Annotated in this window: 12 protein-coding genes and 1 pseudogene; 8 read left to right on the top strand and 5 right to left on the bottom strand. The window is 75.0% G+C overall.

Translation table 11 applies throughout. The features are described from left to right. Positions 1–7: 7 nt before the first annotated feature. The gene (gene metF / locus HLA93_RS06420; RefSeq protein ID WP_222193509.1) at positions 8–910 is read right to left on the bottom strand and encodes a methylenetetrahydrofolate reductase [NAD(P)H]; all 903 of its coding nucleotides are present in this window, start codon (positions 908–910) and stop codon (positions 8–10) included. A 90-nt stretch (positions 911–1,000) separates the two neighbouring features. On the opposite strand from metF, the gene HLA93_RS06415 reads away from it, so the two are divergent. From HLA93_RS06415 to HLA93_RS20785, 3 genes are read left to right on the top strand one after another with little or no spacing between them, the layout of a single operon-like run. Further along, positions 1,001–2,137: a polyprenyl synthetase family protein gene (locus HLA93_RS06415; RefSeq protein ID WP_222193508.1), complete on the top strand. Its 1,137-nt coding sequence runs from the start codon at positions 1,001–1,003 to the stop codon at positions 2,135–2,137. Beyond that, positions 2,134–3,648, top strand: coding sequence for a phytoene desaturase family protein (crtI, locus tag HLA93_RS06410; protein WP_308127973.1), 1,515 nt, complete (start codon positions 2,134–2,136; stop codon positions 3,646–3,648). The genes HLA93_RS06415 and crtI overlap by 4 nt, the downstream gene beginning before the upstream one ends. Then, complete coding sequence (locus HLA93_RS20785) at positions 3,645–4,607, top strand: phytoene/squalene synthase family protein (protein WP_308127972.1); 963 nt, start codon at positions 3,645–3,647, stop codon at positions 4,605–4,607. The genes crtI and HLA93_RS20785 overlap by 4 nt, the downstream gene beginning before the upstream one ends. On the opposite strand, the pseudogene HLA93_RS20780 reads toward HLA93_RS20785, so the two are convergent. The 3 genes and pseudogenes from HLA93_RS20780 to HLA93_RS21980 form a co-directional block, all read right to left on the bottom strand. Then, positions 4,604–4,768, bottom strand: a pseudogene (locus HLA93_RS20780) (lycopene cyclase domain-containing protein); the annotation flags it as partial. The gene HLA93_RS20785 and the pseudogene HLA93_RS20780 sit on opposite strands and share 4 nt — an antisense overlap. 41 nt (positions 4,769–4,809) lie before the next feature. Then, positions 4,810–5,154 (bottom strand): lycopene cyclase domain-containing protein, encoded by a 345-nt coding sequence (locus HLA93_RS06400; protein ID WP_222193505.1) that lies wholly within the window; start codon positions 5,152–5,154, stop codon positions 4,810–4,812. 10 nt (positions 5,155–5,164) lie between these two features. After that, positions 5,165–5,488: an Rv2175c family DNA-binding protein gene (locus tag HLA93_RS21980; protein WP_222193504.1), complete on the bottom strand. Its 324-nt coding sequence runs from the start codon at positions 5,486–5,488 to the stop codon at positions 5,165–5,167. Positions 5,489–5,570: 82 nt separating this feature from the next. On the opposite strand from HLA93_RS21980, the gene HLA93_RS06390 reads away from it, so the two are divergent. From HLA93_RS06390 to HLA93_RS06370, 5 genes are all read left to right on the top strand, one after another. Further along, positions 5,571–5,990 carry a pyridoxamine 5'-phosphate oxidase family protein gene (locus tag HLA93_RS06390; RefSeq protein WP_222193503.1) on the top strand — a complete coding sequence of 140 codons (420 nt, stop codon included), beginning with the start codon at positions 5,571–5,573 and terminating at the stop codon, positions 5,988–5,990. A 46-nt stretch (positions 5,991–6,036) separates the two neighbouring features. Beyond that, positions 6,037–7,194 (top strand): alpha-hydroxy acid oxidase, encoded by a 1,158-nt coding sequence (locus HLA93_RS06385; protein ID WP_222193501.1) that lies wholly within the window; start codon positions 6,037–6,039, stop codon positions 7,192–7,194. 271 nt (positions 7,195–7,465) lie between these two features. Then, positions 7,466–9,466: a Stk1 family PASTA domain-containing Ser/Thr kinase gene (pknB, locus tag HLA93_RS06380; RefSeq protein WP_222193500.1), complete on the top strand. Its 2,001-nt coding sequence runs from the start codon at positions 7,466–7,468 to the stop codon at positions 9,464–9,466. A gap of 10 nt (positions 9,467–9,476) precedes the next feature. Next, positions 9,477–10,397 carry a deoxyribonuclease IV gene (locus HLA93_RS06375; RefSeq protein ID WP_308127971.1) on the top strand — a complete coding sequence of 307 codons (921 nt, stop codon included), beginning with the start codon at positions 9,477–9,479 and terminating at the stop codon, positions 10,395–10,397. Between the two features lie 146 nt (positions 10,398–10,543). Continuing rightward, entirely contained in the window at positions 10,544–11,707 is a 1,164-nt protein-coding gene (locus HLA93_RS06370; RefSeq protein ID WP_222193498.1) for a S8 family peptidase, read from the top strand. A gap of 73 nt (positions 11,708–11,780) precedes the next feature. On the opposite strand, the gene HLA93_RS06365 is transcribed toward HLA93_RS06370, so the two are convergent. Continuing rightward, on the bottom strand, positions 11,781–13,253 hold the full coding sequence (locus HLA93_RS06365; RefSeq protein ID WP_222193496.1) for a GntP family permease: 1,473 nt from the start codon (positions 13,251–13,253) through the stop codon (positions 11,781–11,783). Between the last annotated feature and the right edge of the window lie 92 nt (positions 13,254–13,345).

The following is a 13,345-nucleotide window of genomic DNA, read 5'->3' as shown; positions in this document are numbered from 1 at the left end:
GGGGTGGTCAGCCGACCAGGTCGGCGCCGGCCAGGTTCGACCACACCTCACGCGTCGCGGTCGAGCGGTTCATGGTGATGAAGTGGATGCCCGGCACGCCCTCGGCCAGCAGCCGCCGGCACATCTCGGTGGCCACCTCCACCCCGTAGGCGCGCACCGCCAGCTTGTGCTCGGGGGTGTCACCGTCGAGCTCGGCGAACCGGTCGGCCAGCTCGGTCGGGAACGCCTGCCCGGACAGCTGCACGATCCGGGCGATCTGCCGGGCGTTGGTGACCGGCATGACCCCGGCCACGACCGGGACGTCGCAGCCGCGCGCCGTGACCCGGTCGCGCAGCCGCAGGTAGTCCTCGACCCGGAAGAACATCTGGCTGATCGCGAAGTCGGCGCCGGCCCGGCACTTGGCCACGAACATGTCGGTGTCGGCCTCGAGGTCCACCGACCGCGGGTGCTTCTCCGGGAAGGCGGCGACGCCCACCGAGAAGTCGCCCATGCTCTTGATCAGCTCGACCAGCTGCGCGGCGTACTGCAGGCCCTGCGGGTGCGCCGTCCACTCGGCCTGCGGGTCGGCGCCCGGCGGGTCACCGCGCAGCGCCAGCAGGTTGCGCACCCCGGCGTCGGCCAGCCGGCTGACCACGTGCCGGAGCTCGGCGATGCTGTGGTCGACGGCGGTCAGGTGCGCCATCGGCAGCATCGTGGTGTCGGTGGCGATGCGCTCGGTCACCGACACGGTGCCCTCGCGGGTCGACCCGCCCGCCCCGTAGGTCACCGAGACGAACGAGGGCCGCAGCTGCTCCAGCTGGCGCAGCGCCGTCCACAGCTGCACCTCGGCCGCCGCGTCGCGCGGGGGGAAGAACTCGAAGGACCAGGTGGGCCGCTCCGACTGCAGCAGCTCGCGCACGGTGCCGGTCATGACAGGCGAGGGTACGTGGACGGGGACCGACATCGGCGTCACCTCGCTCGACCGGAGTCGCGCACTGCCGAGTTGGGCAATACTCGCCGTGTGACAGCAGGGACGCAGCAGCGCGACTCCTCCGCCGACGGCCTCCTCGCCCCGGTCCTCGAGGCGGCCGATCTCGGTCGCCTGCGGGGTGCGGTCGAGACGGCGTTGCGGTCCTTCCTCACCGAGCAGCGGGAGACGCTGGCCAACATGGCCGCCGAGCTCGTGCCGGTGGCCGACGAGGTGGCCGCGGTCGCCGGTGGGGGCAAACGGCTGCGCCCGGCGTTCGCCTACTGGGGGTGGCGGGCCTTCGTCGACACCGCGGACCCGGCCGCCGAGCCCGACGACGCGGTGCTGCGCGCCGTGGCCGCCCTGGAGCTGGTGCACAGCAGCGCCCTGGTGCACGACGACGTGATGGACGCCGCGGTGACCCGCCGCGGCCGGGCGGCCACGCACGTCGGCTTCGCCGACCGGCACGGCGGTGACGCCCTGGACGGCGACGCGGCCACCTTCGGCGTGGGTGCCGCGATCCTGGTGGGCGACCTGGCGCTGGTCTGGTCCGACGAGCTGCTGCGCCGCTCGGGCATCTCCCCCGCCGCGCTGGCCCGGGCCCGCCCGGTCTGGGACACCATGCGCACCGAGGTCACCGCCGGCCAGTACCTGGACCTGCTCCGCGCCGCCGGTGGGCTGCCGGGGCCGGCCGGTGCGCTCGCCGTGGCCCGCTACAAGAGCGCCGGCTACACCGTCCAGCGGCCGCTGCAGCTGGGCGCCTCGCTGGCCGGCGCCGGCCCCGACGCGCTGGAGGTGTGCACCGCGATCGGGCTGCCGCTGGGCGAGGCCTTCCAGCTGCGGGACGACGTGCTGGGCGTGTTCGGCGACCCCACGGTCACCGGCAAGTCCGCCGACGACGACCTGCGCGAGGGCAAGCGCACGCTGCTGGTCGCGCTCACCGAGGAGGCCGCGGACGGCGACGGGCGCGCCCTGCTCGCCGGGGCCCTGGGCAACACCGCCGCGGACGGCGACCAGCTGGACGAGGTGCGCTCACTGATGACCCGCACCGGAGCGCTGGACCGGGTGGAGGAGCGGATCGCCGCCCAGACCCGGGCGGCCCGCCGCGCCATCGCCGACGCCCCGCTGGCCGCCGACGCCTGCCGCGCGCTGGACGCCCTCGCCGTCGCCGCCACCACCCGCGCCGCGTGAGCCCGCTGCTGAACCGCCCGCTGCGCACCGTCCCCGGGCGGACCGACCGGGTCGTGGTCGTCGGCGCCGGCCTGGCCGGGCTGTCCGCCGCGCTGCGGCTGCGCGGCGCCGGGCGCGAGGTCACCGTCGTCGACCGCTGCCCGGGCCCCGGCGGCCGGGCCGGCGTGGTGAGCCGGGCCGGCTACACGCTGGACACCGGGCCCTCGGTGTTCACCGCCCCGGAGCTGATCGAGGAGACGTTCGCCGCCGTCGGTGAGCGGATGGCCGACCGGCTGACCCTCACCCCGCTGGAGACCACCTACCGGGCCCAGTTCGCCGACGGCTCGCACCTGGACGTGCACGCCGACCGAGCCGCGTTCGCCGCCGAGGTCGAGCGGCTGTGCGGCCCCGGTGAGGCCGCGGCCCTGCTGCGCTACCTCGACGACCTCGCCGAGCTCTACCGGCTGCAGCTGCGCACGTTCATCGACCGCAACCTGGACTCCCCGCTGGACCTGCTCGGCTCCGAGCTGCTCACCCTGGTGCGGCGTGGTGGCTTCCGCCGGCTGTCGAACCACGTCGAGGCGTCGTTCACCGACGACCGGCTGCGCCGGCTGTTCAGCTTCCAGGCCCTCTACGCCGGGGTCTCGCCGTTCCGGGCGATCGCCGCCTACGCCGTCATCGCGCAGCTGGACATCGGCGCCGGCGTCTGGCACCCCGAGGGCGGGATCGGTGCGGTCCCGCGGGCGATGGCCGCGGCCGCCGCCGACGCCGGGGTGGAGTTCCGGTACGACACCGACGTCGCCGAGCTCGACCTGGCCGGCGGCCGGGTCACCGGGGTGCGGCTGGCCGACGGCGACCGGCTGCCCGCCGACGCCGTCGTCGTCACCGCCGACGCCCCGCACCTGCTCGTGCCCGGGGTGCGCGGCCCACGCCGGCCGGTCTACTCGCCGTCCTGCGTGGCGATGCACCTGGGCGTGCGGTCGGAGCTGCCCGGGCAGGCGCACCACACGATCAGCTTCGGTGACGCCTGGCAGCAGGTGTTCGACGAGCTGACCCGGGACGGCCGGCCGATGAGCGACCCGAGCCTGCTGATCTCGATGCCGTCGGTGACCGACCGCTCGCTGGCCCCCGACGGCGGCCAGGTGCTCAGCGTCGTCGCCCCCACGCCGAACCTGGACCCGCGCAGCGGTGGCAACCCCCGGCTGGACTGGCCGGCGCTGGCCCCGCGCTACCGGGAGGAGCTGCTGGCCACCCTGGAGGCGCGCGGCTGGACCGGGGTGGGCGACGCGATCGAGGTCGAGGAGCTGCTGACCCCGCTGGACTGGGCAGCCCAGGGCATGGCCGCCGGCACGCCGTTCGCGCTGGCGCACACCTTCGGGCAGACCGGGCCGTTCCGCCCGTCCACCCTGCCGCGCAGCGGGCCGGAGAACGTGGTGCTGGCCGGCTCGTCGGTGCAGCCCGGCGTCGGCGTCCCGATGGTCGTGATCAGCGGCCGGCTGGCGGCCGAGCGGATCACCGGGGTGCAGGCGTGACCGCCGTCCCGCCGTCCACCCGGGCCGAGCAGCAGGCCCGGCTGGACGCCGCCTACGCCGTGTGTCGCGGGATCGCGGCCGAGCACGGCAAGTCCTACTTCCTGGCCACCCGGCTGCTCACCCCCGACCGCAGGCCGGCCGTGCACGCGCTGTACGCCGCGGCCCGGGTGGCCGACGACATCGTCGACGTCGGCGCCGACCTGCCCGGCCGCGACCCGGAGGCCGAGCTGCTTGCCTGGTCGAAGGCGGCGCTGGAGGAGGTCGAGGCCGGCTGGTCCGACGACCCGGTGCGGCTGGCGCTGGTGCACACCTACCGCCGGTACGACATCCCGCTGGAGCACCTGGTCGACTTCCTGGCCGCGATGACCAGCGACCTGGACGTCAGCGGCTACGCCGACCTGGCCGCCCTGGACCGCTACATGTGGGGTTCGGCGTCGGTCATCGGCCTGCAGGTGCTGCCGGTCCTCGGCACGGCACCCGGTGTCGCGCGGGAGGAGGCGGCGCCGCACGCGATCGCGCTGGGCGAGGCGTTCCAGCTCACCAACTTCCTGCGCGACGTCGGCGAGGACGTCGACCGCGGCCGGGTGTACCTGCCCGCGGACCTGATGGCCGCCCACGGGGTCACCCGCGAGCAGCTGGAGGCCAAGCGGTTCGACGACCGGTTCCGGCAGCTGATGCGGGAGATGGTCGAGGTGGTCCGCCGCCGCTACGACGACGCCGCCCCCGGCACCCCGATGCTGGCCGCGGAGTCGCGGGACTGCGTGCGCGCGGCCACCGACCTGTACGGCGGGATCCTGACCGAGATCGAGCGCGCCGACTACCGGGTGCTGGACCGCCGGGTGTCGGTGTCCCGGCCGCGTCGCCTGGCGGTGTTCGCCCGGCGGTTGACCGCCGCCCAGCTGGCCAGGGTCAGCGTGACCATGGCCCAGCCGAAGAGCAGGTCCTCGACCGGGGCGTAGGCGATCCGCGGCCCCCAGATGGCCCCCGGGTCGTAGGTGACCACACCGAGGCCGGTCAGCACGCCGTTCATCAGCAGCTGGAAGAAGACGATGATCGCGTAGGCCGTCCAGTAGGCCCGCCGGGTCACCATCCGGGTCCGGTAGACCGCCAGGTCGAGCACCAGCACCACGACGACCGCGGTGACGGCCAGGGCCGAGTAGCTCACGCGTCGGCTTCCTCGGCCGGGTAGCCGGCGTCCCAGCCGGTCACCCGGCGCACCGCCTCCAGCGACATCACCGAGGCGAGCGGGACGACGAGGAAGAACAGCACCTCCTCGACCGGGATGCCGCCGGGCAGCCGGACGCCGAGGGTGTACCGGTCGCTGTAGTCCCAGTGGCCCTGGGCGATGGCGTAGAGCACCCAGACCACGAACACGGTGAACTCCGGCGCCACCGCCAGCAGCAGCCGGCGCCAGCGGGCGTAGACCCGCACGTGCAGCAGCAGCTCCAGCGGCGCGGTCACCACGAGGCAGCCGACCAGCAGCGCGAGGTAGGTCAGGTGCCCCATCGGCCGGCGACTACAGGGCCAGTGCCTGGGCCCGGCGGGTGACCTCGGTGTGCCGGTCGTCGCGCAGCGCCTGGACGGGGGTGCCCGGCAGCGAGTCGTCGGCGCGGAAGAGCCACTCGAAGGCCTCCTCGTCGGTGAACCGGCCGTCGTGGAGGACGGTCAGCAGACCCGGCAGGTGCTTGAGGATCGCGCCGTCCTGCAGGAAGTCCGCCGGGATCCTGCTGTTGCCGCTCCCGGGCACGGCCAGGAGCTTCCGCTCGGAGATCAGCTGACGGACCTTGTTCGTCGAGACGCCGAGCTGCTCGGCGACCTCCGCGGGGGTGAGCGTGTCCACCCCGTCAGCCTAGGTCGGTCCCCGGTGCCTCCCCGTCCGGGGAACCCGGCGGACTGTCGTACCCCGCGACCAGCATGCCGTCATGGCGCTGAGCACCGACCTCCGAGAGCAGTTCCTGGCCGAACCGCACGTGGCGGCCCTCGCCGTCTCCGCCGGCCCCGACCGAGGGCCTCTGACCGTGCCGATCTGGTACGGGTACACCCCCGGCGGCACCGCCTGGATCGTCACCCAGGCCGCCTCCCGCAAGGCGCGGCTGATCGAGGCGGCCGGCCGGTTCAGCCTGCTGGTCGACCGGCTGTCCCCCACGGTCCGCTACGTCTCCGTCGAGGGCCCGGTCGCCGGCAGCCGACCGGCCACCCCGGACGACGTGCGGGCCATGGCCGAGCGGTACCTGCCCGCCGACGCCGTCCCGGGGTACGTCGAGATGTCGCTGGCCGAGCACGGCGCACAGGTCGTCGTGCACCTCCGGCCCGAGCACTGGCTGTCGGCCGACCTCGGCTGACCTCGACGGTCCCGCGCCGGGCCACCGGTTACCTAGGCTGCTGTCCATGGTGCGCAGCGACGGCCCGGCGCCCGGCGCCCGGCTCAGCCAGCCGCAGCGCACGGCAGGCGAGACGCCGACCCCGGACGACCCGGGCCGCGAGCCGCCGTTCCTGGACCTGGACGCCCTGGAGACCCGGGCCCGGGCGGTGCTGCCGGCCGACGTCTTCGACTACTACGCCGGCGGCGCCGGCACCGAGACGACGCTGGTCGAGGCGCCGAGGGCCTGGCGGTCCTGGCGGCTGCGCCCGCACGTGCTGCGCGGCGTCGCCGCGGTGCAGCTGCGCACCACGCTGCTGGGCACCGAGGTGGCCACCCCGATCGGCGTCGCGCCGTGGGCGTACCAGGCGATGGCCCACCCGGACGGCGAGCTGGCCACCGCCCGCGGCGCCGCCGCGGCCGGTGCGCTCATGACCGTCTCGACGAGCGCGACCTCTTCCCTGGCCGACGTCGCCGCCGCCACCCCGGCGGGGCCGCGGTGGTTCCAGCTGTACCGGCTGCACTCCCCCGCCCACACCGACGACCTCGCCCGGCGGGCCGGCCGGGCCGGCTACCGCGCCCTCGTGCTCACCGTCGACCTGCCGGTGCTCGGCCGGCGGCACCGCGACCTGCGGCACGACTTCGCGCTGCCGGCCGGGCTGCCGCTGGCCAACCACCCACCGGCGACCGGCGCCCAGCCGCCGCTGCCGGCCGCCGAGACGCCCACCTGGACGTTCGCCGACATCGGGCGGTACGCCGAGCTGTCCGGGCTGCCGGTCGTGGTCAAGGGCGTGCTCCGGGGCGATGACGCCGAGCGGTGCGTGGCCGCCGGTGCCGCCGCGGTCTGGGTGTCCACCCACGGTGGACGGCAGGCCGACCCGGCGATCGCCAGCGCCGAGGCCCTGCCGGAGGTGGTGGCCGCGGTCGGCGAGGCGGTGGAGGTCTATGCCGACGGCGGGGTGCGCACCGGCGCCGACGCGCTCACCGCCCTCGCACTGGGCGCCCGCGCGGTCTTCCTCGGCCGGCCCACCACCTGGGGGCTGGCCATCGGCGGCGCCGACGGCGTGGCGCGGGTGATCAGCGGGCTGAGCGAGGAGCTGGCGCACACCATGGCCCTGTGCGGACTGGACGACGTGCGGTCGGTGCCGCGGGACACCGTCGTCCGGGCACCGTGGGCCGGCCGCTGACCCCCGGGGCGCTGAGCCCCGGGGCGCTGAGCCCCGGGGCGCTTAGCCCCGGGACGCCGGCCACCGGGGCGCCGGCCACCGGGGCGCTGGCCACCGGGGCGGCGTGCCGTCCGGTCCCGGTCGCCCCACTGGCCACTGCCGCCGTCCGGCGACCACTCCCCCAGACCCCATCCGTCCACCTGGTCACTCCAGGGCACGGGTGTCCAGACCGTGACCTCGTCGTCCGCGTCGTTGGGTCCACGGCGCCCGATCCGCTCCTAGACTCGCCGGCGTGGAGACCGTCGTGACCGACCCCGTGGTCGGCCTCGTCCTCGAGGGGCGCTACCGCCTCGAGGAGCGCCTGGCGCGCGGCGGCATGTCCACCGTCTACGCCGCCACCGACCTGCGACTGCACCGCACCGTCGCGGTCAAGGTGATGGCCGAGCACCTGGCGCACGACCCCGCCTTCGTCGACCGGTTCACCCGGGAGGCGCGGGCCACCGCGATGCTCAGCCACGTCAACGTCGTCTCGGTCAGCGACCAGGGCAGTGACCAGGGGCTGGTCTACCTGGTGATGGAGCTGGTCCGTGGCCGCACGCTGCGCGACCTGCTGCAGGCCCGCGGCCGGCTCACCGTCGGCGAGGCGTTCGCCGTGCTGGAGCCGGTGCTGGCCGGGCTGACCGCCGCCCATCGGGCCGGCATCGCGCACCGCGACGTCAAGCCGGAGAACGTGCTGATCTCCACCGACGGCCAGGTGAAGGTGGCCGACTTCGGCCTGGCCCGCGCCGTGGCCGGCACCGGGCAGACCAGCCACACCGGCGGGGTGCTGATCGGCACGGTCGCCTACCTGTCCCCGGAGCAGCTCGAGCGCGGCCGCAGCGACGCCCGCAGCGACGTCTACGCCGCCGGCGTGATGCTCTACGAGCTGCTCACCGGCCACCCGCCCTACGCCGGGGACACCCCGCTGGCGGTGGCCTACCAGCACGTGCACCACGACGTCCCCGCGCCGTCGGCCGAGGTCGCCACGGTGCCCTGGCAGGTCGACGAGCTGGTCACCCGCACCACCCGGCGCGACCCGGCGGCCCGCCCGCTCGACGCCGGGGCCTTCCTCGCCGAGCTCGCCGACGTGCGCGCCGACCTGGGCCTGGCCCGGGTGCCGGTGCCCACCGGGCGCCCGGCGGACAACCCGACCGCCACGCTGCGGCCGACCAACCGCCCCACCGCGCCGCGTCCCCGGCAGCCCAGCTCGCCCGGCCCCCGGGACGGCGACCCGCGCACCGAGGTGCTCGGCGGCATGCGGCCCGGCCGCGGCACCACGGTGCTGCCCGGCACCGGCACGGGGGCCACCACGCACGTCGGCGGCGCCCGCCCGGCACCGGCCAGGCCCGGGGTGCCGCCGCACATCCGCCGCCGCCGGGCCCGCTTCGCGCTGACCCTGGTGCTGCTGCTCGCGGTCACCATCGGCGCGATCGGCTGGTGGCTGGGCTCGGGCCGGTGGACCCAGGTCCCGGAGCTGGTGAACCAGGACCAGGACACCGCGGTCGGGATGCTGCAGGAGGCCGGGCTGGACCCGGTGTTCGGCGAGGAGCAGTTCAGCGAGGATGTGCCCGCCGGTGTGGTGATCTCCGCCGATCCCGCCGCGGGCGCCGAGGCGATCCGCAACTCCGACGTCGAGCTCGTCGTCTCCAAGGGGCAGGAGCGGTTCAGCATCGACCCCGGCCTGGTCAACCAGCCGCTGGAGGCCGTCCAGGCGGCCCTGGCCGACGTGCCGGTGGCGCTGCAGTCCAGCCAGGAGTTCGACGAGGACGTCCCCGCCGGCAGCGTGATCCGGTTCGAGCCCGCCGCCGGTGCACAGCTCAAGCGCGGCGAGACGGTGACCGCGGTCGTCTCGCAGGGCCGGGCGCCGGTCGACGTCCCGAACGTGGTCGGGCAGTCCCCGGACGCCGCGCAGGAGAACCTGGAGCAGCTGGGCTTCACCGTCTCCCGGGACGAGGGGCGCAGCGCGGAGGTGTCCACCGGGGCGGTCATGGCGGTCAGCCCGGGCCCGGGCGACGGCGCCCAGCCCTACGGCAGCGACGTGACCATCACCGTCTCGATCGGCGTCCCGCAGGTCACCGTGCCCGACGTCCGCGGCAAGTCCGCCGACGAGGCCGCCGCGCTCCTGCAGGCGGCCGGCCTGGAGGTGCAGAGCGAGACGTTCATCGCCGGCGACCGCGTGTTCAACCAGAGCCCCAAGGCCGGCGAGGTCGTCGACCAGGGCAGCACCGTCCGCATCCTCATCAGCTTCGGGTGATCCCCTCCTCGTGACGTCGTCCAGTACCGCCCTGCTCTCCGCCGCCCCCGCACCGACCGCGCCGCCGCCCATCGGGGCGCACATCCAGATCAAGGGGGGCCTGGCCAAGGGCGGCCTGGCCTACACCGACGCCGTCGGGGCCCGCGCCGTCCAGGTGTTCGTCGGCAACCCCCGCGGCTGGCGGCCCAGTGCCGGCGACCCGGCGCAGGACGCCGCCTTCACCGCCGGCTGCGCCGAGCGCGGCGTGCCCTCGTTCATCCACACGCCCTTCCTGGTCAACGTGGGCTCGCCGAACGAGGCGACCGTGGCGCAGTCGATCACCACCATCGAGCACAACCTGGCCCGCGGTGCCCAGCTCGGCTGCGCCGGGGTCGTGGTGCACGCCGGCTCGGCGGTCGGTGAGGACCGCTACGAGGCCGCGCTGGCCCAGCTGCACGAGCGCCTGCTGCCGGTGCTCGAGGCCCTCCCCGAGGGCGGACCCCGGCTGCTGATCGAGCCGACCGCCGGTGGCGGCAGGTCACTGGCCGCGACGGTGCAGGACCTCGGGCCCTACCTCGCGGCGCTGGAGCAGCACCCGGCGGTCGGCGTCTGCCTCGACACCTGCCACGCCTGGGCCGCCGGACACGACCTGGCCACCCCCGGCGGGATGGCGGCGACCCTCGACGCGCTGACGGCCACCGTCGGGCCGGGCCGGCTGGGCCTGGTGCACGCCAACGACTCGCTGGACCCCTGCGGCTCGACCCGGGACCGGCACACCACGATCGGGGCCGGTTCCATCGGTGCCGCCCCCTTCGCCGAGCTGCTCACCCACCCGGCCATGGCCGGCGTGCCGGTGGTGGTGGAGACGCCCAGCGCCGACGACGGGCACGCCAAGGACATCGCGCTGCTGAGCGCCCTACGCGACGGGACCGCGCTGCCGAACCCCGACTGACCGGCGACGCGCCCGGCTGTCGTGACGCGCCGTGCACAATCGATTGCACGCCGCTTTCTCTTCCCCTACCGGAACTCCGCGGTTTCACTCTCCGTGTCTGCGTCGCACCTCACAGTGCGACTCCCCCGGACCGAGGAGAACCGTCCGTGCACATCCGAAGGACTCTGGTCACCGGCACCGTCGCCGCGCTGACCGTCGCCGGCCTCGGCGCGACCACCGGTACCGCCTCCGCAGCGCCCGCCGCACCGCTGGACACCTACATCGTGAGCCTGGTGCCCGGCTCCCCCGCGGCCGCCATCGCCGACCAGGCCGCCCGGCGGCTCGGCGGCGAGGTCGAGCACGTCTACACCTCCGCGCTCACCGGCTTCGCCGTGGAGCTCCCGACGAACGTGGCCGACCGGCTGGCGACCCTGCCCGGCGTCGCGGCGGTCGAGCGGGACGCGCCGGTCCAGCTGGGGGCGACCCAGACCCGGGCCACCTGGGGCCTGGACCGCACCGACCAGCGGGCGCTGCCGCTGTCCGGCTCCTACAGCTACACCGCCACCGGCGCCGGGGTGACCGCCTACGTCATCGACACCGGCATCCGGCTCTCGCACGCCGACTTCGGCGGCCGCGCGGTCTCCGGGTACGACGCGGTCGACGGCGGCAGCGCCGACGACTGCAACGGTCACGGCACCCACGTCGCCGGCACCGTCGGGGGCACGACGCACGGCGTGGCGAAGGGCGCCCGCCTGGTCGCCGTCCGGGTGCTGGACTGCGCCGGCAGTGGCAGCAACGCCGGGGTCATCGCCGGCATCGACTGGGTGACCGCGCACCACACCGCCGGTGCACCGGCAGTGGCGAACATGAGCCTGGGCGGTGGCATCAGCACCGCCGTCGACGCGGCCGTGCAGCGGTCCATCGCCGACGGGGTCACCTACGCCGTTGCCGCCGGGAACGGCGACGCCCGCGGGGTGCCCCAGGACGCCTGCGGCGGCTCGCCCTCCCGGGTCGGCGCGGCGCTGACCGTCGGTGCGACCGACCGGAACGACGCCCCGGCGTCGTTCAGCAACTACGGCGCCTGCGTCGACCTGTTCGCCCCCGGCGTGGGCATCACCAGCGACTGGCACACCGGCAACACCGCGACCAACACGATCAGCGGGACCTCGATGGCCACCCCGCACGTGGCCGGGGTCGCGGCGCTCTACCTGCAGGGCAACCCGTCGGCGTCCCCCGCGACCGTGTCGGCGGCGATCACCGGCGGGACCACCAAGGACCGAGTCACCACCACCCGGACGGCGAACAACGACCTGCTGTTCAGCGCCTACTGAGCCAGCACCTGCCACACCCCGGGCCGGGTCGTCCGCGATGAGCGGGCGGCCCGGCCCCGGGCCGCGCAGGGGACTAGACGATCAGGCTCAGCAGCCAGGCGATCGCGAAGCCGACGACGCCGATCAGCGTCTCCATGACCGTCCAGGTGCGCAGGGTGGTCTTCACGTCCATCTCCAGGAACCGGCCCACCAGCCAGAAGCCGGAGTCGTTGACGTGGGAGAGCACGGTGGCACCGCAGGCGATCGCGATGACGACGAGCGCGGTGTCCAGCCGGGAGAGGTCGTTCTCCGCCACCGCCGGGGCGATCAGCCCTGCGGTGGTCAGCAGGGCCACCGTCGCCGAACCCTGGGCGACCCGCAGGCAGGTCGCGATCACGAAGGCGGCAACGATCACCGGCAGCCCGATCGACTCCAGGCTGTCGGCCAGCGCGGTGCCGATGCCGCTGGCCCGCAGCACCCCGCCGAACATGCCACCGGCGCCGGTGATCAGGATGATCGCCGCGACCGGCCCGATCGAGGAGTTGAGCAGGTCCTCGGTCTCGGCCCGGGAGAAGCGCTCCCGGCTCAGCACCGCGGCGGCCACCAGCAGGGTGATCAGCAGCGCCACCGGCGTCTGGCCGAGCAGGGTCACCCACTCCAGCCAGCCGGCGTCCTCGTCGACCGCGCCGGCGGTGGCCAGGGTGTTGAAGCCGGTGTTGAGCAGGATCAGCACCAGCGGCAGGAGCAGCAGGGTGAGCACGGTGCTGAACTTCGGCGGCCCGGTCCGGGTGGTGGTCGCGGTCGCCGTCCCGCCGGCCGCGGTGGCGCCGCCGCCACCGCGCGGGCCGTCCGGGTCGTCGACCTCGGCGTCGACCCGGGGGTCGTCGGCCTCGGACTTCCGGCCGGCCAGTGTCGAGGGGATCGGGACCGTGACCCGCCGGCCGATCCACTGGCTGAACAGGTAGCAGGAGATGAACCAGGTCGGCAGCCCGATGACCAGGCCGACGATCACCAGCAGGCCGATGTCGGCCCCGAGGATGTCGCCGGCGCCGACCGGGCCGGGGTGCGGGGGCACGAAGGCGTGCATGACCGCGAAGGCGCCCGCCGAGGGCAGCGCGTAGAGCAGCACCGACCCGCCGAACTGGCGGGCGACGCTGAAGATGATCGGCAGGAAGACGACGAAGCCGGCGTCGAAGAAGATGGGGAAGCCGAACAGCAGGGACGCGACGCCCAGGGCCAGGGGTGCCCGCTTCTCCCCGAACCGGTTGATCATCGAGTCCGCCAGCACGGTGGCGCCGCCGGTGACCTCCAGCAGCTTGCCGATCATCGCGCCCAGCCCGACGAGCAGGGCGACGCTGGCCAGCGTCGACCCGAACCCGGCGAGCAGGGTGTCGATGACGTCCCCGACCGGGATCCGGGTCGCCAGGGCGGTCAGCAGGCTGACCAGCACCAGGGCCACGAAGGCGTGGACCTTGAACTTCATGATCAGGACGAGCAGCACGGCGACCGCGGCCACCGCGATCAGCAACAGGGGCGTGGTACCCAGGGCGGGTTCGACTTCTGGCACGGGGGACCTCTTCGAGTCGACGGCGACGCGGTCTCGGCCGCGGCTGCGGCCGAGGGCCCCACTGTCTCAGTCATGATCACCAGCGCGCGAGT

It is taken from the genome of Modestobacter italicus (assembly GCF_019799965.1).
Lineage (GTDB): Bacteria > Actinomycetota > Actinomycetes > Mycobacteriales > Geodermatophilaceae > Modestobacter > Modestobacter italicus_A.
The sequence above is the reverse complement of the archived record's forward strand: the minus strand, read 5'-3'. Positions and strand labels throughout refer to the sequence as shown.